The sequence below is a fragment of the Streptomyces sp. 135 genome (genome assembly GCF_020026305.1).
In the GTDB taxonomy this organism is placed as follows: domain Bacteria; phylum Actinomycetota; class Actinomycetes; order Streptomycetales; family Streptomycetaceae; genus Streptomyces.
Genome location: NZ_CP075691.1, coordinates 4,098,358 through 4,118,385 on the forward strand (window position 1 = coordinate 4,098,358; position 20,028 = coordinate 4,118,385).

12 protein-coding genes, 2 tRNA genes, 1 pseudogene and 1 riboswitch are annotated in these 20,028 nt (G+C 73.1%); of the genes and pseudogenes, 7 read left to right on the forward strand and 8 right to left on the reverse strand.

The genetic code is table 11. The features are described from left to right. Nucleotides 1-29: 29 nt before the first annotated feature. Nucleotides 30-2,113, reverse strand: a pseudogene (locus KKZ08_RS18420) (asparagine synthase-related protein). Nucleotides 2,114-2,924: 811 nt separating this feature from the next. On the opposite strand from KKZ08_RS18420, the gene KKZ08_RS18425 reads away from it, so the two are divergent. From KKZ08_RS18425 to KKZ08_RS18440, 4 genes are all read left to right on the forward strand, one after another. Continuing rightward, a complete protein-coding gene (locus tag KKZ08_RS18425; protein WP_223775504.1) occupies nt 2,925-4,370 on the forward strand; it encodes an MFS transporter in 1,446 nt (481 codons plus the stop codon). 88 nt (nt 4,371-4,458) lie between these two features. Next, nucleotides 4,459-5,667 carry an L-2-hydroxyglutarate oxidase gene (gene lhgO, locus KKZ08_RS18430; RefSeq protein ID WP_223775505.1) on the forward strand — a complete coding sequence of 403 codons (1,209 nt, stop codon included), beginning with the start codon at nt 4,459-4,461 and terminating at the stop codon, nt 5,665-5,667. 336 nt (nt 5,668-6,003) lie between these two features. Continuing rightward, complete coding sequence (gene trmB, locus KKZ08_RS18435; protein ID WP_346657885.1) at nt 6,004-6,861, forward strand: tRNA (guanosine(46)-N7)-methyltransferase TrmB; 858 nt, start codon at nt 6,004-6,006, stop codon at nt 6,859-6,861. Between the two features lie 44 nt (nt 6,862-6,905). After that, the gene (locus tag KKZ08_RS18440) at nt 6,906-8,288 is read left to right on the forward strand and encodes a PrsW family intramembrane metalloprotease (protein ID WP_223775506.1); all 1,383 of its coding nucleotides are present in this window, start codon (nt 6,906-6,908) and stop codon (nt 8,286-8,288) included. Here KKZ08_RS18440 and KKZ08_RS18445 read toward each other — a convergent pair. The 4 genes from KKZ08_RS18445 to KKZ08_RS18460 form a co-directional block, all read right to left on the reverse strand. Further along, a complete protein-coding gene (locus KKZ08_RS18445) occupies nt 8,285-9,229 on the reverse strand; it encodes an aldo/keto reductase (RefSeq protein ID WP_223775507.1) in 945 nt (314 codons plus the stop codon). The genes KKZ08_RS18440 and KKZ08_RS18445 overlap by 4 nt on opposite strands. Nucleotides 9,230-9,304: 75 nt before the next feature. Further along, nucleotides 9,305-10,381: a M23 family metallopeptidase gene (locus tag KKZ08_RS18450; RefSeq protein WP_223775508.1), complete on the reverse strand. Its 1,077-nt coding sequence runs from the start codon at nt 10,379-10,381 to the stop codon at nt 9,305-9,307. Nucleotides 10,382-10,392: 11 nt separating this feature from the next. Further along, nucleotides 10,393-10,540: riboswitch (cyclic di-AMP (ydaO/yuaA leader) on the reverse strand. A 230-nt stretch (nt 10,541-10,770) separates the two neighbouring features. Continuing rightward, the gene (locus tag KKZ08_RS18455) at nt 10,771-11,931 is read right to left on the reverse strand and encodes a PP2C family protein-serine/threonine phosphatase (RefSeq protein WP_223775509.1); all 1,161 of its coding nucleotides are present in this window, start codon (nt 11,929-11,931) and stop codon (nt 10,771-10,773) included. Nucleotides 11,932-12,153: 222 nt separating this feature from the next. Then, nucleotides 12,154-12,227 (reverse strand) — tRNA-Met (locus KKZ08_RS18460). A 180-nt stretch (nt 12,228-12,407) separates the two neighbouring features. Between KKZ08_RS18460 and KKZ08_RS18465 the strand changes: the two genes are divergently transcribed. Further along, nucleotides 12,408-13,334 (forward strand): alpha/beta hydrolase, encoded by a 927-nt coding sequence (locus KKZ08_RS18465; RefSeq protein WP_223775510.1) that lies wholly within the window; start codon nt 12,408-12,410, stop codon nt 13,332-13,334. Between the two features lie 92 nt (nt 13,335-13,426). Continuing rightward, nucleotides 13,427-14,170, forward strand: a complete 744-nt coding sequence (locus KKZ08_RS18470) for a MerR family transcriptional regulator (protein WP_223775511.1) — start codon at nt 13,427-13,429, stop codon at nt 14,168-14,170. Between the two features lie 187 nt (nt 14,171-14,357). On the opposite strand, the gene KKZ08_RS18475 is transcribed toward KKZ08_RS18470, so the two are convergent. Next, nucleotides 14,358-15,914 (reverse strand): MFS transporter, encoded by a 1,557-nt coding sequence (locus tag KKZ08_RS18475; protein ID WP_223775512.1) that lies wholly within the window; start codon nt 15,912-15,914, stop codon nt 14,358-14,360. Nucleotides 15,915-16,211: 297 nt separating this feature from the next. On the opposite strand from KKZ08_RS18475, the gene KKZ08_RS38850 reads away from it, so the two are divergent. Next, nucleotides 16,212-16,505, forward strand: a complete 294-nt coding sequence (locus KKZ08_RS38850) for a chaplin (RefSeq protein ID WP_223775513.1) — start codon at nt 16,212-16,214, stop codon at nt 16,503-16,505. Nucleotides 16,506-16,565: 60 nt separating this feature from the next. Here the strand turns inward: KKZ08_RS38850 and KKZ08_RS18485 are convergent. Next, a tRNA-Lys gene (locus KKZ08_RS18485) sits at nt 16,566-16,638 on the reverse strand. 187 nt (nt 16,639-16,825) lie between these two features. Then, nucleotides 16,826-19,894, reverse strand: coding sequence for a VCBS repeat-containing protein (locus KKZ08_RS18490; protein WP_223775514.1), 3,069 nt, complete (start codon nt 19,892-19,894; stop codon nt 16,826-16,828). Nucleotides 19,895-20,028 lie beyond the last annotated feature (134 nt).

Sequence of the window (20,028 nt, forward strand, 5' to 3'; positions counted from 1 at the left end):
TCCGAACGCCCACTCCTGGCGACCGGCTCCTAGCGCCCCGCTCCCAGCGCGCCCCTTTGCGGAACCACGCTCCCCGTAGGGACGGCTCGCTGCCTGGCCGGTGTCCCCGTCCAGCATGTCCCTCGGCGCGACAGCAGCCGCCGCAGCCACAGTTCCGTGGCGACCAGGTCGGCCAGGCCGTCCAGCGGGAGCGGCGCCCCCTCGGCGGCCTCGCGCAGCGCCTTGCGGACGACGCGGGCCTCGACCAGGCCCGCCTGGGCGAGCAGCGGGGTGTCGAAGAGGGCGATCAGGTGCTCCACCGCCAGGCGCAGGCCGGCGCGGGCGGCCGCGGCGCCCGGCGCGTGGGACGGGCGCCCCAGCCGGGCGGCAGATCGGTGACCCCGGCGCCCTCGAGGACCGTGCGCAGGATCGCGGCCCGCGCCCCGGGCTGGACGCGCAGGGCCTCGGGGAGCGCCCGGCACGCGCGGACGACCTGGTTGTCGAGGAAGGGCGCGTGCAGCCGCTGGAAGCGGACCTCGGCGGCCTGTTCGAGGATGCGCAGGTCCGCGGCGTGCCGGGCGAGGGCCGCCCGCGCGCGGAACTCGCCGGGCCGCTGGCCGGGGCCGCCCGGGCGCATGGTCGTGTCGTTCAGACGAACCGATACTTCAGCGAGCGCCTCGCCGGTCAGCCAGCGCGCGGCGGGCCCCGGTCTGGCCCACGCGAGGGCGGCCAGCGACGCCCCCACGGCTCCGCCGGGTTCCTCGAAGCGGCGGTGCAGCAGCCGGTCGGCGAGCGATTCGACGCCCGCGCGGTGCGGCATGCGGGCGAGCTTGCGCGCCGCGCCGTACACGCGCGCGGGGACCATCACCGAACCGTCGGCCTTCGTCAGCGCGGCCACCGGGCGTACCAGGTGGCGGCGCTTGCGGTCCAACAGGAGGTCGGCGAGGCGGGCGGGATGGGCGTCGAGGACCTGCCGGGCGCCGTGGCCCGTGAAGTGGTCCGCGCTGCCCGAGGAGAGCCGGGCGCGGTGGCGCTGGGCCAGCACCAGGGTGCTGCTCGGTTCGTCCGTCAGCGGCCCGTCCAGGTCGGCGTAGGGCAGCGCGTCCTCACCGGCGGCGACGACCACGTGGTGCAGGCGCGGGTTGGCGGCGATGGCTCCGGCCCGTTCCAGTTCCGCCTCGCGGCCGTTGACGGCGAGGTCGTTGAAGGTGACGGCCAGGAGCCGCTCCCCGGCGCCCGTGCCGTGGCCGAGGACGGTGCCGGGCATGCCGGGCAGACCGGCCGCCAGGAGAGCGAGGGTTCCCGAGGCGGGCCCTCCGGAGAGGTCCGCTCCGATGCCGGGCACCGGCATGCCGCGGGCCGCGCGCCGCTCGGCGGGCCCCATGCCGGGCACCGGACCCGGGTCGACATCGGTGCCGGGCACGTGGCGCGGGGCCGTGAGACGGGCGCGTACCGCCTCCACGAGGGCGTCACGGACGGCGTCCACGGCGCTCGCGGCGTCGGCGGCGGGGGCGGCGACGGCGAGCGAGGCGACCGGTTCGTACCCGGCGACCTCCCGTGCGCCCGCGCGCAGGATCAGCGCGTGCCCCGGGGGCACACGCCGCACGCCCTGGTAGGGCGTCGAGTCGTGCAGCGCCTCGGGGACGTCCGGGGCGGCGAGCAGCGCCGCGAGGTGGCCGATGTCGAGGTGGGCCTCGACGAGGTCGGCCAGCGGCAGCGCGGCGGTGGCGTAGGCCGTACCGCCCGCCCAGGGGGTGTGGAAGACGGGGCGGGCGCCCGCGAGGTCACCGGCGACCATGACACGGCGGCCGACCTGGACGACCGCCGTGTAACTGCCGGACCAGGCGGTCAGATGGCGCAGCGCGCCGCCGCGCGCGGCGAAGAGGCCCACCCGCAGCTCCTCGTCGGAGGCCCCGCAGGTGCCGAGGACGGCGATGCGGGTCCGCGCGTCGACCGTCACGGTCCGCACCTCGTCGGGGCGCCAGTCGCCGACCGCCCAGAGCGGATCCGGGTCGCCCCACAGGAGTTGGGAGCCCACGGGGTGCAGGGTCTCGCCGCCGTCGCCGGTGGCCCCGGCCGAGCCCGCCGCCGAGGGCCTCGCGGCGGCACTGCTCCACCCCACCAACCACCGCATCGCTGCCTCCACAGGCTGTGGACGGACCGTCGGCGAGGCGCCGAGAGGCACGGCCGACCGGTGCACCGAAGGACTGGGGACCCATGCTGCCACGAAGGAGGCACACGGGAGGGGCCGCGGGGCCGCTTGTGCGGCGGTGAATCCGCCCGGGTCGGGCGGTGGTTGAAGGGCGGTGGATGCCCCTCTCCTTGCGCGTGCCGTACTCGACTCTCCTCGCGCGGGCCGCGCTCACCGCACGATGGGCCCGTAAAGGGGCGGAATGCCCGTTCCTTCGTGTGGGTGGTTTTCGGCCAAATCGGCCTGGGATGCGCCCAGGGCGGAACCGTTCGAAGGCAACGCACAGCCCGGGAGGCGGTGTTCGCCTCCCGGACCGGTCCGCCGCCCGCGGGGATGGAGGCGGCGGTGTCCCCCAGCCCACTGACTCCAGCGCAGCGGGCCGACCCACGCATCGCCAATGGAAGCGCTCCCGTCATGGCCGGAGAAGAGCGCACGGACGGGCGCACGGCCACACACCGGGAGCACGCGCGGGCCCCGCCGCACTTCCGTACGGACAACAATCTCGCCATACGGAACTGTGCCCCTTAACGCTTGGGATGCGGCGAACTACCCTGTGTGTGCTGATGTTTTCAACGGAGGCATATACCTGGAGGATCGGCCAAACGCTCTTGCGGCCGCGAATCCGGCCACGGTGTCCGAGGCTCACGCCACGGCGGCCGCGGCCATGGGTAGCGCTTGCCCCCGGGGGGAACGCAGCACGAATGCCGAGCGGTCCAGCCATCGCCCGGCAGCCGTCTGTGTCGAGGGGTGGCGCATGTCCAGGGAGCAACGCGGGCCGAACGAAAAACTCGGCACCGTTCTCGCCCTCGCGGGAATCAGCAACGCGGGACTCGCACGCCGGGTCAACGACCTCGGCGCACAACGCGGGTTGACGCTTCGATACGACAAGACCTCCGTGGCCCGCTGGGTGTCCAAGGGCATGGTGCCGCAGGGCGCCGCCCCCCACCTGATCGCGGCGGCCATCGGGCAGAAGCTCGGCCGCCCGGTGCCCCTGCACGAGATCGGCCTCGCGGACGCCGACCCGGCGCCCGAAGTGGGGCTCGCCTTCCCCCGTGACGTGGGGGCCGCAGTCAAGTCGGCCACCGAGCTGTACCGCCTCGATCTGGCGGGCCGGCGCGCGGGGGGCGGCATCTGGCAGTCCCTCGCCGGCTCCTTCGCGGTGAGCGCGTACGCGACGCCCGCCTCGCGCTGGCTCATAACCCCGGCCGACAGCTCCGTGGCACGCGACGCCTCCCACGACATGCCGCGCGACGTGGCGCACGCCGACGACGGCGGCGCGCCGATGAAGGTCGGCCACAGCGACGTACTGAAGCTGCGGGAGGCCGCGGAGGACGCGCGGCGCTGGGACTCCAAGTACGGGGGCGGCGACTGGCGCTCCTCCATGGTCCCGGAGTGCCTGCGCGTCGAGGCGGCGCCGCTGCTCCTCGGCTCCTACTCCGACGAGGTCGGACGCGCCCTCTTCGGAGCCTCCGCGGAACTGACCCGTCTCGCCGGGTGGATGGCCTTCGACACGGGCCAGCAGGAGGCCGCCCAGCGCTACTACATCCAGGCGCTGCGGCTCGCCCGCGCGGCGGCCGACGTGCCCCTGGGCGGGTACGTGCTCGCCTCCATGTCCCTCCAGGCGACCTACCGCGGCTTCGGGGACGAGGGAGTCGACCTCGCGCAGGCCGCCCTGGAGCGCAACCGCGGGCTCGCGACGGCCCGCACCATGAGCTTCTTCCGCCTCGTCGAGGCACGGGCACACGCGCGTGCCCATGACGCGCAGGCCGCGGGCACGGCGCTGCGGGCCGCCGAGGGCTGGCTTGAGCGGGCCCGCGACGGCGACAACGACCCGACCTGGCTCGGCTTCTACGGCTACGACCGCTTCGCCGCCGACGCCGCCGAGTGCTACCGCGACCTGAAGGCGCCCCGGCAGGTCCGCCGCTTCACGGAACAGGCGCTCTCCCGCCCCACGGAGGAGTTCGTACGCTCCCACGGCCTGCGCCTGGTCGTCTCGGCCGTCGCCGAGCTGGAGTCCGGCAACCTCGACGCGGCGTGCGAGCAGGGCACCCGGGCGCTTGAGGTCGCGGGCCGCATCTCCTCCGCGCGGACCACCGAGTACGTGAAGGACCTCCTGCACCGCCTCGAACCGTACGGGGACGAGCCGAGGGTCGTGGAGCTCCGTGAGCGCGCCAGGCCGCTGCTGATGGCTCCCGCGTAGTCGCGCGGCGATCAAGCACACACCCACCCCAGGTTTGAGGGCGTTGTCAGTGGCGCAGGGCAGTATCTGTGGTGGGAGGTGAGGCGCGGTGAAGAAGGTCGCGAACGACTGCGACGTGCTGGTGATCGGCGGCGGAATCGTCGGTCTCGCGACGGCGTACGCCCTCACGCGCGCCGCCCCCGGCACCCGTGTCACCGTGCTGGAGAAGGAGCGCGGCCCCGCCCGCCACCAGACCGGCCGCAACAGCGGGGTGATCCACAGCGGGATCTACTACCGCCCCGGCTCCCTGAAGGCGAGATACGCGGTGCGCGGCGCCGCCGAGATGATCAAATTCTGCGCGGAGTACGGCATTCCGCATGAGGTCACCGGCAAGCTGATCGTCGCCACGGAGCGCGCGGAGCTCCCCCGCCTGCACGCCCTGGTCCAGCGCGGCAGGGAGAACGGCATTCCGGTGCGCGAGCTGGGCCCCGCCCAGATCACGGAGTACGAACCGGAGGTGCGGGGCCTCGCCGCCATCCACGTCGGCACCACCGGCGTCTGTGACTACGGCGCGGTGGCGCGGCACCTGGCGGAGGCCTCCGGCGCCGAGATCCGCTATGGCGCGGCCGGGCACGTCGTGCGCGTGGACCGCCGCCCCGGCCTCGGCGTCGCCGTCCGCACCGCCGACGGCGCCGTGGTGCGCGGCAAGGTCATGGTGAACTGCGCGGGGCTGCACTGCGACACGGTCGCGCGGCTCACGGGCGACGACCCCGGCATGCGGATCGTGCCGTTCCGCGGGGAGTACTACGAGCTGGGCCGCCCCGAGCTGGTGCGCGGCCTCGTCTATCCCGTGCCCGACCCTGCCTTCCCCTTCCTCGGCGTCCACCTCACCCGGGGCATCGACGGCGGCGTCCACGTGGGGCCGAACGCGGTGCCGGCCCTGGCCCGCGAGGGGTACGCCTGGTCGGTCGTCCACCCCCGCGAGCTGGCCGGCACGCTCGGCTGGCCGGGATCGTGGCGCATAGCCCGGCGCCACTGGCGGTACGGGGCGGGTGAGCTGCGCCGCTCCGCCTCCAAGTCGGCGTTCACCGAAGCGGTGCGGAGGCTGTTGCCGGGGATCGGCCCCGACGACCTGGTGCCCGCCCCGGCCGGGGTCCGCGCGCAGGCGGTGCTGCGTGACGGCACGCTGGTCGACGACTTCCTGATACGGGAGGGCGCGCGCACGGTGCACGTCCTGAACGCGCCGTCGCCTGCCGCTACGGCTTCGCTGCCGATCGGGCGGGAGGTCGCCCGGCGGGCGCTGGCCGTCTTGGGGTGAGGCGGGCTCCGCGGCTGCCGGGGCTTCGTGACCGCCGGGTTCAGCGGCTCTGCCGGGTCGCCTTCGGCGGAGCCGGGGGTTTGTGGCCGCCGGGTTCAGCGGCTCTGCCAGGTTGCCTTCGGCGGAGCCGGGGATTCGTGACTGCCGGGTTCAGCGGCTCTGCCCGGTCGCTCTGCCGCCGGTCTGCATGCGTCGATGCGGCGCGGTGCTTGGTGCTCTGCGGGTCCGACGTGGCTGAGCGCGCAGTTCCCCGCGCCCCTGACGGGGCAGAGCCGACCCGCAGCGCACCGACAGCCGGACCACCCCACTCCCGCGCCCCGTAAAATTGGCCGCACTGTGTCTGAGTCACCCAGAACCCCCGAAGCCCCCGAAGCGTCCGGCACCCCCGAGGGGGACGGGCCCCGGCGGTCCGGCCGTCCGCAGGCCGCCCCCCGCTTTCCCGGCGGCCCCTCCCCCGACCCCGCCGGGTCACACCACGAGCGCCGGATCCGCAGCTTCCAGCCGCGTCGCAGCCGGGTCACCACCAGCCAGGGCGACGCCCTGCGACGGCTCTGGCCCACCTGGGGGCTGGACATCGACGGGCTGCGCAAGCTCGACCTCGGCGAGCTGTTCGCGGACGAGCGGGGCCCGCGCCCCGACCTCCCCGTCGTCCTGGAGATCGGCTTCGGCATGGGCGAGGCGACCGCGCAGATGGCCGCCGCCGACCCCGACACCGGCATCCTCGCCGTCGACGTGCACACCCCCGGCCAGGGCAACCTCCTCGGCCTCGCCGAACGCGGCGGCCTGACGAACGTCCGCGTGGCCAACGGCGACGCGATCATCCTGCTCCGCGAGATGCTCCCGCCCGAGTCCCTCGCCGGACTGCGCGTCTACTTCCCCGACCCCTGGCCCAAGGCCCGCCACCACAAGCGGCGCCTGATCCAGCCGGAGTTCCTCACCCTGGCCGCGCCCTCGCTGAAGCCGGGCGCGCTCCTGCACTGCGCGACGGACTGGGAGCCGTACGCCGAGCAGATGCTGGAGGTCCTCACCGCGCACCCCGACTTCGAGAACACCCAGGAGGGCGGCGGCTTCGCCCCGCGCCCGGACTTCCGCCCCCTCACCCGCTTCGAGGGCCAGGGCCTGAAGAAGGGACACGTGGTCCACGACCTGCTGTTCCGCCGTGTGGAGCGGCTCGGGACGGGCACCGGCAAGTAAAGGCCCCGTCGCGGCCACCCCCATCCCTCGTTAGGGTCAACGACGTGGCCACCAGTCCTCCGTATCCGATTCCCCCCGAGCCGCCCGCCCCGGGGGAACTCCGCCGCGCCCACTGGTGGCAGCGGCGCGCGATACGCGTGGCCGGACTCGTCACGCTGCTCGCGCTCTCGGGCCTGGTGATCCTCGCCCTGGTCAGGGAGCAGACCGGCACCGAGGGCTTCCTGGTAGGGCTCGGCCTCGCGACCGTGCCGGTGCCGCTGCTCGTCGCCGCGTTCCGCTGGCTGGACCGGGTGGCGCCGGGGCCCTGGCGGAACCTCCTCTTCTCCTTCGCGTGGGGGGCCTGCGCGGCCGCGCTCATCGCGATCGTCGCGAACAGCTTCGCGATCCGCTGGATAGCCACCGCCACCGCCGACCCGCACAGCGCCGACACCCTCGGCGCCACGGTCATCGCGCCGGTCGTCGAGGAGTCCGCGAAGGCCGCCGCCATCCTGCTCGTCTTCCTCTTCCGCAGACGCGACTTCACCGGCATCGTCGACGGCATGGTCATCGCCGGGGTGACCGCGACGGGCTTCGCGTTCACCGAGAACATCCTCTACCTCGGCAACGCCTTCGTCACCGACCAGCTCAGCCGCGACAGCGGCCTGGCCTCCGTGACGGCCGCGACGTTCTTCGTACGCGTGGTCATGTCGCCGTTCGCGCACCCGCTCTTCACCGTCCTGACCGGCATCGGTTTCGGCATCGCCGCCTTCTCGGCGGAGCGCATGCGCCTGCGCCGCGCGCTGCTGCCGCTCGGCGGACTGCTGCTCGCGATGGGCATGCACGCGCTGTGGAACGGCTCCGCGGTCTTCGGCCAGTACGGGTTCTTCGCCGTGTACGCGCTCTTCATGCTGCCCTCGTTCGGGCTGCTGACCTGGCTGGCGATCTGGACCCGACAGCGCGAGCTGCGCATGATCCGCGCCGAACTGCCCGTGTACGCGGCGGCGGGCTGGCTCACCCCGCCCGAGCCGTACGCGCTCGGCTCGATGCGGGCCCGCGCGCTGGCCCGCGACTACGCCTCGTATGCCTGGGGGAAGGCCGCGGGCCGGGCGGTCATGGAGTACGAGACGTACGCGACGTCACTGGCGTTCCTGCGCCACCGGGGCCGCCGCGGCCGGGCGGGCGCCGACTTCGTCGTACGCGAGCGGGAGCTGCTCGAGAAGCTCTGGGAGCGCCGCGAACCGGCCCGGCCCGCCCTGGCCTACGCGGCCCGCGCCACCGCCCCGGTCATGCTCCCGATGCCGTACGCGCCGTACGGCCACCCCCACGCCGCGTACCCGCACGCCCCGTACACCCCCTACGCCCCTGCCGCGTACGCCACCGCTCCGTACGGGCAGCCGCAGCCCCGTCCGGCCTACGGCCACCCGGCCCACAACCCCTACCGCACCTAGGCGGAGGCCGCCGTCAGCGCCGACAGCTCGGCGTCCGTCAGGGCGAGGTCCGCCACCGCGAGCAGCGCGGGCAGCTGCTCTACCGTGCGCGCGGAGGCGAGCGGCGCCGCCACGGTGGGCTGCGCCGCGAGCCAGGCGAGGGCCACGGTCGCGACCTCCGCGTCATGCGCCTCGGCGATCTCGTCGAGCGCGGCGAGGACCCGGTCGCCCCGCTCACTGCCCACGTACTCCTCGACCCGGCCGCTGCGCGCGCTCTCGACGCGCGTGCCGGGGCGGTACTTGCCGGTGAGGAAGCCCGACGCGAGCGCGAAGTAGGGGATGGCGGCGAGGCCGGAGCGCGAGGCGAGCTCCTGGAGCCGGCCCTCGTAGGTGTCGCGGGAGACAAGGTTGTAGTGCGGCTGGAGCGCGACATAGCGCGCGAGGCCCTCGCGGTCGGAGAAGTCGAGGGATTCCTGGAGCCGCTCGGGGGAGATGTTGGAGGCGGCGATGGCGCGCACCTTGCCGGCCGTGACCAGCTCGTCCAGCGCCCCGATGATCTCCTCGACGGGGACCGAGGGGTCGTCGAAGTGGGTGTAGTACAGGTCGATGTAGTCGGTGCCGAGGCGGCGCAGCGAGGCGTCGGCGGCCCTCTTGATGGTGTCCGGGGCCAGGCCCTTGTACTCGGGGTGGGCGCCGGCCTTCGTGGCCAGGAGGATGTCGGAGCGGTTGCCGCGCTCGGCCAGCCACTCGCCGATGAGGGTCTCGGACTCGCCGCCCTCGTTCCCCTCCACCCAGCTCGAATAGGTGTCGGCGGTGTCGATGAAGTTGCCGCCCGCGGCGGTGTAGGCGTCGAGGACGGCGAAGGACGCCGTCCGGTCGGCGGTCCAGCCGAAGACGTTGCCGCCGAGGGCGAGCGGGAAGACCTCGAGGTCGGAAGAGCCAAGCGTGCGAAGAGAAGTCATGCGTTCCTCAACGGACCCGCCGGAAACGGAATTCCGGCGACTCCCCCAAATGAACGTCAAGTCGTCCGCTTCGGGTCAGGGGTTGAGGCCCTTGCTCTGGAGCCAGGCGAGCGGGTCGACGGTGGAGCCGCCCGCGGTGTGGACCTCCATGTGGAGGTGCGGTCCGGTGACGTTGCCGGTCGCGCCGACGCGCCCGATGACATCGCCGGTGCTGACCTTCTGTCCCGCGCTGACGTTCATCGAGGACTGGTGGCAGTACCAGACCTCGGTGCCGTCGCTCAGCTCCAGGACGGTGCGGTAGCCGTACGCGCCCGCCCAGCCGGCCTCCTTGACGGTGCCGGTGTGGACGGCCTTGAGCGGGGTACCCGTCGGTGCGGCGAAGTCGAGGCCGGTGTGGTGCCCGGAGGACCACATGGAGCCGGCGACACCGAAGTGCGACGTGATGGTGTACGAGGAGGTGGGCAGCGCGTAGCTCTTGGCGAGCTTGGCCCGGCGCTCGGCCAGGGCCTTGGCCTCGCGGGCCTCCTGCTCCTTCTTCTTCTTGGCGGCGGCCTTGGCGTCGGCCTTCCGCTCGGCCAGCTTCTGCTGGGCGGCGGCCTCCTCGGCGGCCTTCTTGACGGCGGCCTCCTCGGCCGCGGTCCGCACCGCGTCGTCCGCTTGGTCCTGCTGGTTCTCGGCCTGCTGCATGATGCGGGCGCGCAGTGCCTCGCCCGCGTCCGTGGCGCCCTGCTCGGCGTCGGTGGAGCTGACACCGGCGGCGCTGAGCGGAGCCGCGGCCATGACGGCTTCGGAGCCCGCGGGGGCGGCGGAGTCGTCGGAGAGGAGGGAGCCCACGCCGGGCAGGGACTCGGCCTCGGGGAGCGAGTCGGCGACGGCGCCGAGGTCGGGCATCGAGATGGAGACGGGCGCCTTGCCGTCCTGCGCGGTGGCTATGCCGCCCGCGCCGACGGCGGCGATGACGCCGACGCCCAGCACGGTGGAGCTGCGGGCGAGCCCGCCGCCGCCCTTCTTGTGCACACGGTGCCTGCCGCGGACGGGACGGACGGACTCCTCGGTGGGATTCCATTCCTCCCAGGTCTCCTGGTCGTAACCACCGAAGTCGTCGTCATTCGGTACGTACGCGGCTTGGGGAGCAGGCCGGTTGGACGCCACTGGGGCGCACTCCTTTCCTTCCTTCTCGCCTACCGGGTTAGCTGACGGGTTCGGAGCAGGAAGGTCTCCTACGGACAACCGGCACGGATGCACAGCTGCCCGATTCACCCCAAGTTGGTGGTTCCCCGGCTCCCTTGCGGGATTAGGCGTGTGCGCACGGAGCCGCCTCTAGTGACGGCTGGGACGACCGCGCTGCGTTATCGAACGTTAATAGACAGCGGTGCCGTATTCCAAGCTGTTCCGATTGATCATTAACGCTCGCGGGCGGGACTTAAGGGGCACGAGGGCTCTTACCGGGTCGAGTTGACCGTGCGTCACCCGAGGAAGTCACACACCGGAACTTCACATTCCCTTGACAGGACGTCAGTTGTGATGCGGAGGGCCGCACTTCAGTCACGGCCAGTGACACGGCTCTCCGCCGCGGCCTTCCCGTCCCCGGTGGCCGGCCGCCGCACCGCGAGCAGCGCCATGTCGTCCGTCGCCGCGCCACCGGTGTGCCGCCGCACCTCCTGCGTGAGCGTGGCGAGCAGCGTGTGCGGGCCCTCGCGGCCGGGGAAGATCCGCCCGGCGAGCCGGGTCGCGGGGTCGTAGAAGGCCCCGGTCGCGTCGCGCGCCTCCGAGAGACCGTCCGTGTAGAAGAGCAGCATCGCGCCGGGCGGGAACTCCGACTCGTCCGCCCGGTCCGGCCACGCCCCGAGCTCCCCCATGCCGAGCGGCAGCGCGGGCTCGCTCGGGGAGAGCACGCACAGCCGGCCGTCGCCCCGCAGCAGCAGCGGCTCCGGATGCCCCCGGTTCACCAGCCGTACGCAGCCGTCGCCGACCCGGATCTCCGCGAGGACGGCGGTGGTGAACCCCTCGAAGGCGTCGAGCCCGTCGCGCCGGGTGCCCTCCCGCGCGAGGGCCCGCTCCAGGCGCTGCGCCACCGCCTCCAGGGTGGTCTCCTGCTCGGCGGCCTCACGGAAGGCGCCGATGACGACGGCGACGGCGGCCACCGCGCCCATGCCCTTGCCACGGACGTCGCCGACGATGAGCCGTACGCCGTGCGGGGTGTCCTGTACGGCGTACAGATCACCGCCGATGAACGCGTCGGCCTGCGCGGCCTCGTACCGCGCCGCGAGGTCGAGCCCGCCGATGCGGGGATCGGGCTGCGGCAGCACGGCGCGCTGGGTGGCCTCGGCGATGGAGCGGGCGATGGCGAGCCGGTCGTTGCCCCGGCGCACGACGCGGTTGATGAAGATCGCGAGGGCCGCGACGGTCGCCACGGTGAGCAGTTCGGTGACGGCCTCGACATGGCCGCCGACGGAGCTGCCGTAGTGCAGCACGGTGACCGCGACCGAGGCCGCGACGCCCGTCAGGACGGTGCCGAGCAGCGAGTAGAAGGGGGCGGCGATCAGCGGGGCCGCCGTGAAGAGCGGGGCGGCGGTGAACTCGGGCGGGGTCAGGGCGTCGTACACGACTCCGACGACGAGGAGCAGGACGGGCAGTATCCGTACGAGGGTCCGCTCGTGCGCGGTGGCTCCGCTGCCGCCGGTACCTCCACGCTGCCCCACCGCTTGTCTCCCGCCGATCCCGCGCCCATCGCCGCGCTGCACCCAGGCTTCCTGGAGAGGGGTCCGGGTGCTAGCTGGTGTGGGCCGGACGGGTGACGGGAGGCGGGAAGAAGGGCACACCGCCCTGGAAGAGAGCCCGAAAACCCCGGAACCCAGAACCCGGCAAACACCGAAGGCCCGGATCCAGTGAGTGATCACTGGATCCGGGCCTTCGGCCTTGAGTAGCGGGGACAGGATTTGAACCTGCGACCTCTGGGTTATGAGCCCAGCGAGCTACCGAGCTGCTCCACCCCGCGTCGGTAAACACAACAGTACGCCATCCGAGGGGGTGAGGCGAACCAATACCCTCCGGGCACCCCTGCCGCGTGGCGTTAGCGGCGCTCTGGCGGCAACGTCGGCATCGAGGCGCTGCGGCACTCGGGCGAGGGCGATAGGGGCTTGACCCTGACGCTGCGTCAACGTTGCAGCCTCGTCGCATGACGAACAACAGCACTTCCACGGCCCGGCCGGCTCCACCGGTCGGCGGGTTCCAGGAGATCGACGGCCGCCGCCTCTTCGTGCACCGGTCGGGCAGCGGCGGGCCGGCCGTCGTGTTCCTGCCGGGCGCCAGCGCGGTCGGCCTGGACTATTCCGGTGCGCAGCAAGGGGTCGCGCGGTTCACCACCGCCGTGGTGTACGACCGTGGCGGCACGGGCTACAGCGACCCCCTCCCGCTGCCGCGCACCGCCGCCGAGGTCGCCACGGAGCTGCGCGAACTGCTGCGCGCCCAGGGCATCGCCGGCCCGTACGTACTCGCGGCGCACTCCCTGGGCGGTGCCTACGCGCACCGTTTCGCACAATTGTTCCCCGAGGACGTGGCGGGCCTGGTCTGGCTGGACGCCTTCCACCGTGACTGGGACGACTTCATGCCCCCCGCGGCGAGCCTGGCCGCGGCCGAGCGGATGGCACCCGACGTGGCGCAGCTCGAACAGATGCGCCCTGCCCTGCGCGAGATGCACGCCGAGCTGCTCGCGAACCACCCGGAGCACCTGCGGCAGCCGCTGCTCGAAGCCAAGGAGAGCGACGCGTGGCTCCGCTCCGGTGTCGCCGAGCGGAGCGGCCTCGCCGGACTCGCCGCCGAGCTGAAGGCCGGGCCGGACATACCCGACGTCCCGGTGGTCGCCCTCACCGTGGTGGGCGACGACCCCGCCCAGCAGGCGCCGGTGCCGGAGCGGACGGCGCGAGAGATGCGCGAGGGCAGGACGAGAATGGACGCCGCCCTGGTGGGCGCGGTCTCGCACGGGGAACAGCGCGTCCTCGACGACACCTTCCACCACCGGCTCTGCTTCGACCGTCCCGACGCCGTGATCCAGGCCGTCCGCGACGTCATCGACCGGGCGGCCCCGGCCCTGTACCGGCCCTGACCTCCGCCGCCTAAACTCCCGGCACGGATGATCACGACACGACACGACACGTCGCGTCACGTCACGTCGCGCCCACAGCCCGGAGGTGAACGGTGCTTACGATCAGCCAACTCGCGGCGGCGGCCGGAGTGACCGTACGCACCGTTCGCCACTACCACCACTTCGGCCTGCTGCCCGAGCCCGAGCGCGATGCCTCCGGCTACCGCCGCTACGGCGCGCAGGCGGCGGTGGATCTCATCCGGATCAGGACCCTCGCCGATGCCGGTGTCCCGCTGGCCCGTATCGACGCGCTGCTGCACGCGCGGCCGGCCGAATTCGCCTCGGCCCTGACCGACATCGACGCCGAGCTGGGGCGCAAGATCGAGCAGCTCAGCGAGTACCGCCGCCGGATCGCCGAACTGGACAGCGGTGAACGGCTCGTCCTGCCCCCCGAGGTGGTCGCCATCCTGGACCGGATGCGCGGCCTCGGGGTCAGCGAGCGCAGGGTACGGCTGGAGCGCGACTCGTGGATCCTGACGCAGGCGCTGGACCCGTCCTCCATGCCGAGGCGGATACGGGACAAGAGCGCCCGGTTCGACGACCCCGAGACGACGCGCCTGTATCTCGCCTGCGACCGGGCGGTGGACTGGGACCCCGACGATCCGCGCCTGGACCGACTCATCGACGAACTGGACGCATGGGAGAAGCGGCACGGACGGGACGGTGGCCGGCCGGGGAGCCCGAAGCTGGTCTTCTCCCGGATCTTCGGGGAGGCGTCACCGGCCTGGCAGCGCATCCTCGAAACACTGTCCCAGCGCGCCGAGCGGCGCCGGACCGCTGCCGAGCACGACGGCTGAGGCCGCCCCGCTCCGGTCCCGCCCGCCGGTCGACGCACACGCGCAACGCCCCGCCGGAACGAATCCGGGCGGGGCGTTGCGGTGCCGTACGTACTGCCATACGTCCGTACGTCAGACATCCGTACGTCATACGTCCATACGTCACACGTCCATACATGCATACGTCTGGTCAGGGGTGCCGGCGGCCTCAGGCGGCGGTGGTCAGTTCGGCGTCGCGGGTGACGTCCTGCCGGTCCGGGGCGGTGTGCTCCCCGGCCGCCGAGGTGTCCTCCCCGGCCGGGGCCTCGCGGTCCCGGATGAGGATGACGGCGAGGGCGGCCGCGGCCAGGACGCCCGCCGCCCCGGCCCAGAAGCTGGCGGACATCGCCTCGGTGAAGGCCTCGCGGGCCGTCGCGGCGAGCGCGGAGTCACCGGTGGCGGCGGCCAGGGCGAGCGCGTCGGACACGGAGTGGCTCGCCCCGGCGGGTGCGGCGTCGGGCATGGCTCCGGTGTAGGTGCGGGAGAGGACCGTGCCGAGGACGGCGACGCCGAGGGCCGCGCCGGCCTGCTGGACGGTGTCGTTGAGCGCGGAGCCGACCCCGGCGTGCTCGGCGGGGACCGCGCTCATCAGGGCGGCGGTCGCGGCGGGCATCGCCAGGCCACCACCGATGCCGATCAGCACCATCGCGGCGGCGAGCATCCCGAACCCGGCGTCGGAGGGCAGCGAGGCGAGCACCCCGAACCCGGCGGCGATGACGGCGAGGCCGGCGGCGGTCATGGGCCGGTTGCCGATCTTGTTGCCGAGGGTGGCACCGACGCCGTTGAACAGGAGCGTGGCGACGGCCATGGGGGCGAAGGCGAGGCCCGTCTCGGTGGGCGAGTAGCCGAGCACGAACTGGAGGTACTGGGTCAGGACCAGCATCAGGCCGCCGTTGGCGAAGGTCAGCAGGACGAGGGAGAAGCTGGCGCCGCTGAAGACGCGGTCGCGGAAGAGGCCGAGGGGGACCATCGGCGCATCGCAGCGGACCTCCCAGATCCCGAAGGCCACCAGGGAGACGACGGCGACGGAGAGCGAGACCTGCGTACTCGTCCCGCCGAGCCCGGCCTTGGCGGACTCGATGATCGTCCACACCAGCGCGGTCATCCCGGCCATCGAGAGCACCATGCCCAGCGGGTCGGCCTTGCGGGCGGGGCCCTTGGACTCCGGCATGAGGACGAGGGCGGCGGCGACGGCGAGGAGGGCGATCGGAACGTTCATCAGGAAGACGGCGCCCCACCAGAAGTGGGCGATCAGCACACCGCCGAGCACGGGCCCGCCGACCAGACCGACCACGGCCACCGCGCTCCAGGCACCGATCGCCTTGCGCCGCTCCTCGTCGTCGAAGACGGTGATCAGGATCGACAGCGTGCTGGGCATCACCAGGGCACCGCCTATGCCCATCAACACCCGCCCGGCGATGAGCTGTTCGGGGTTCTGCGCGACGGTGGCCAGCAGGGACGCGGCCCCGAAGAGCACCAGCCCCGCGATCATGACCCGCCGCCGCCCGAACCGGTCGGAGAGGCTGCCCGCGGTGAGCAGCAGGCCGGCGAAGACCAGGATGTAGGACTCGATGATCCACTGGATGTCCTGGGCGTCCGCGCCGAGGTCCTCGGCGATCGGCGGGACCGAGACGGTCAGGACCATGTTGTCGACGACCAGCACGAGCGTGCTCAGGCAGAGCACGATCAGGATGAGCCAGCGGCGCGGATGACGGCGCTCTTCCATCGTGGAACCCCTCAAGACATAGACGTGTGACGCGGACGGAGACCGGCCGGGAACTTCGGCGCGTACGCCGTGCCCCTCTTGCGAACACTGTACGCACAGCGCACGCTGTGCGCAATGAGCGAACGCCATACGCGCACCATGGCCCGGTCCCGCGGCGCCCGCACCCCGGGCCCACGAACGAGCGGTTCCCTTACGGCCGCCGGGTCACCGGCATGTCGCCGCCGTGCGGCCGGGATGAGGCTCGGGGGCAGGAAGAACCCCCCGGAAAGAAGCGACGGCCAGACTCGGAGGCACCACATGCACCGCTATATGCACAGCTATATGCACGGCTGGAGGCGCCCCAAGGGCGGACGCAGGACCCTCGCGTCGGCCGCGCTCACCACGCTCGCCCTGGTGTGCGGCGCCATGCCCGCCGCGGCCGACCCCCGCCCCGACGACACCATGCAGGGCTCGGTCGGCAACTCGCCCGGCTACGGCAGCGGCAACCTCGTACAGATCCCCGTGAAGACGTCGTACAACTTCTGCGGCAACACCATCAACGTCGTCGGCGTGCCCAGCCCCGCGGTCGGCAACGTCTGCGAACCGACCTGACCGCCCCCGGAAACGACATCGGGCCCCTGATCGGATTCCTCCGACCAGGGGCCCGTCCCGTAGACCGTGTGGGACTCGAACCCACAACCAATGGATTAAAAGTCCACTGCTCTGCCAATTGAGCTAACGGTCCCCGGTGGTGCACCCCCGAGCATAGCGGGACGCGCCCCGCCATCCGATCGGGTATCGCCGTCGGAAGTCGTCCGGCCACCCGGGCGCCGCGGAAAAGGGGGCGGCAAGGCCCCCGGCCGGGACCCCAGTTGAGGGTTTCCAGGGGCCCCGTTCGAAGGTGTCACCGTGTCACGGCCGCTGTCGTGCCGCTAGAAGAGGCCCTGGTAGCCGCCCCACCCCGAGGCGATCTTCGTCCGCCCGGTGAACGAACCGTTCCCCTTGCCGTCGTTCCGGTAGAGGTTCCCGGCCGTGTCGCGCACGACCAGGTCGGCCTTGCCGTCGCCGGTGATGTCACCGACGCCGATCACCGCGTTGTAGGAGGCACCCCAGGCGGTGAAGACCTTGGCCCTGTCCTTGAGGGTGCCGTCGCCCTTGCCCTCGTACCGGTACAGCGTGCCGTCCGTGTGCCGGGCGAGGACGTCCCCGATCCCGTCACCGTTCAGATCACCGGCCCCCACGATCTTCGTGTACGACTTCCACGCGGACCGGATCTTCTTCCCCGCGGCGAGCGTCCCGTCGCTCTTGGCCGCGAAGACGTGGATGTCGCCGGTCGAGGCCTTGCGGGCGAGGAGGTCCGCCCGGCCGTCACCGGTCAGGTCACCGGGCGAGGTCAGCACGTCGTACGCGTTCCAGCCGGTGCCCAGCTTCGTGTACGGGGCCGAGGGAGTCAGCGGGCCGCCGCACTCCGGACGGTAGCCGCGCAGGGAACCGTCGGTCATGCGGACCAGCACGTCGTTGCAGCGGTCCTCGTCCAGGTCGCCGAAGGGCACGGCGAGCGCCTTCGCCGGCCAGCCGCTCGCCGACACCTTGCCCGAGAAGCCACCCTTCCCGTCGCCCTGCTGGAAGGTCAGCCCGCCCGAGGAGTTGAGGGTGAGCAGGTCACCGGTGCCGTCGGGCTCGGCGCCCGCGCCCACGTGGTCGTGGCGCACGGGCGTCCCCTGGTGCAGCGCGACCGTGCCGCGGGTCTCCAGCGATGGCCCGGAACCGTCCGCGGGCCGCACCGTCAGCGTCCAGTCGTAGCGGCCGGTGGGCAGCGGCGCGTCGGGGCCGGCGCCGTGCCAGCCCACGGCCAGCTCGCCCCGCGTCGTGCCGCCCTCCTCCGTGGCCACGACGTCACCCGTCCCGTGCGCGCGGACCGTCAGCTTCCAGCCCGCCGCGGGCTTGGAGAGGAGCAGCGTGGTGAGGGTGTCCGGCACGGCCTCCCGGGTGGTCGCGCGGACCGACGCGGCGTCGTCGGCCGGTGCCATCAGCTCCAGCGGCTGCGTCGGCTCACCGGACGGCACGAGGTGCACGCGCTCCTGCTCGTCCACGTAGGCGACGGTGGCGCCCGACTTGTCGACGGTCCACCGCACATGGCGCTGGGAGACGCCCGTGTCGGGCAGGTCGCCGATGTGCCGGGTGGTGGCCGTGCCGTCCGCCACCTCGGTCAGGGAGAGCTTCCCGGCCTTCTTGTCGTGCGTGACCACGTAACCGTCGCCGAGCAGCGCCTCGCCCCCGGGCACGGCGACCGTCCGCTTCTCCGTACGGTCGTACACGCCCGCGGGCCCGTCGACGCCGCAGCTCCAGTACAGCCAACGCCCCAGCGCTTGCAGCTCGGTGGGGGCGCAGTCGGCTCCGGTGGAGACCTCCTCCACCGTCTTCTTCGCCGTCAGGTCGTACGCGGTGACCGTGCCCGGAGCCGTACCGGGCGTCCACAGGTCGTCCCCCCACAGAGCCGCGGCGCCCGCGTCCCGGGTCACCACGGCGGGCGCGTAGTTGCCGAGGCGGTAGACGGACTGCTTGCCGTCCACCGTGTGGATCACGTACTTGCCGGAGAGGTCGGTGATGACGCCGCCCGCGGGGACGCTCTTCTCGAAGAGGTCGGTGGAACCCGGCCCGTTCACCCGGATCCGGTCGTCGGCCTGCTCGTGCTCCAGCCAGGCGATCCGGCCGTCGGTGGTGCCGTGGACCTGCGAGCAGCCGACGTCCTTCGCCGGACAGGCACTGCCGATCAGCACGTTCGTTCCCGGCGTGAAGGAGGAGCGTTCGCCGAAGGCCGGGGCGCCGCCCGGGAGCGGGCTGTCGACCGTACGGGCGTAATCGTCGCGGCGGCCGCTGGAGGAGTCGGTGACCAGCAGCCTGCCCTGGGCGAGCGCGAGCCCGCGAATCTCCGCCTTGGGACGGGGCAGCGGCTTGACCACGGTGACCACCGGCCGGCCCGACCCGTCGGCGGTGATGCGCTGGATGGCCTGCTGCCCGCCCGACGGACCGATGACGACGGCCGTGCCGCCGGGGCCGACGGAAATGGCGGGCCGGTTCATCTTCCCCACCAGCGTCACCGGGTCGCCGCCCGCGATCGGCGCGGCCTTCACCGAACCCGCCGCGCTGCCGGTACGCGGGCGGTACAGCAGCCAGTCGCCGACCACCGCGAGGGCATCGCGCGGCTGGAAGGTGCCGCCTTCGAGGGAGACGGTCGTGGGAGCGGCCGACAGGTCGGAGCGGTCGAGGACGAGGACCTCGGCCGCGTACCTGCTGTACACGGCGACGCGGTCGGGCGAGATGGACGCGAAGACATGCCCGGACGGCACGGCGTCGGACCAGCCCTTGACCTGCCCGGTCCGCATGTCCGCCTCGAACACCCGGCTGGTCCCCGCGACCTTGCCGAGGAAGAACAGGGACGACTCGTCACCGCCCAGCGGAGGGCCGACCACGCTTCCCTCGGGCAGCCCGCGCACCGTCACGTCATGCGGCGAGCCGTCCGCGCCCGGCGAGAGCAGGTGCAGGGTGTCGGGGTCGGGTCCGGGGTCGTCGGCCGTCTTCGTGTGCGTGATGACCGTGGAGCCGTACGTCGCCAGGTGGATCTGGCCCTCCGGGATGGGCAGCGTGCGGGACGTCCGGTCCACCGCGTCCCACAGCTCGACGACCCTGCCGCCGCCGGGCCGCCTGGCCAGCAGGTCGCTCCCGGTAGGCGCCGCTTCGATCGCCCCCACGTCCGCGGGCACGGGGAACGTCTTCCCGTCCGCGTAACGCGTCCAGACCAGGCCGCTGAAGCCCTCCATGCGGTGGAAGACGCCCTTGGCGCCCGCCCCGTCCGCACCCCGCATCTGCTCCGGGGCGAACAACGACGCCGAGAGGTCCGTGGTCCGCTCGGCCGCGGGCACCACCGCCTCGGAGCCCATGGGCGCCGCGGAGGCCTGCGGCGTCAGCGGGCCCGCCCCCGCCACGACGGCGGCGGACACGGCCACGGCGATGCCGAGACGTCTCGCCCGACGGTGATGTGCCCAGGCATGACGAGTCAAGGAAACCAACGGAAGCCCTCCCCAGGGTGCCGGGAGGCGCCTGTCGCAGGCGGCGATCCGGCCCCCGGCCGTCG

Excerpts from the sequence above, each read along its gene's own strand:
- KKZ08_RS18445 (WP_223775507.1), bottom strand. The coding sequence starts at position 9,229 with ATGACTTCTCTTCGCACGCTTGGCTCTTCCGACCTCGAGGTCTTCCCG.
- KKZ08_RS18465 (WP_223775510.1), top strand. The coding sequence starts at position 12,408 with ATGACGAACAACAGCACTTCCACGGCCCGGCCGGCTCCACCGGTCGGC.
- KKZ08_RS18475 (WP_223775512.1), bottom strand. The coding sequence starts at position 15,914 with ATGGAAGAGCGCCGTCATCCGCGCCGCTGGCTCATCCTGATCGTGCTC.
- KKZ08_RS18425 (WP_223775504.1), top strand. The coding sequence starts at position 2,925 with ATGTCCAGGGAGCAACGCGGGCCGAACGAAAAACTCGGCACCGTTCTC.
- KKZ08_RS38850 (WP_223775513.1), top strand. The coding sequence starts at position 16,212 with ATGCACCGCTATATGCACAGCTATATGCACGGCTGGAGGCGCCCCAAG.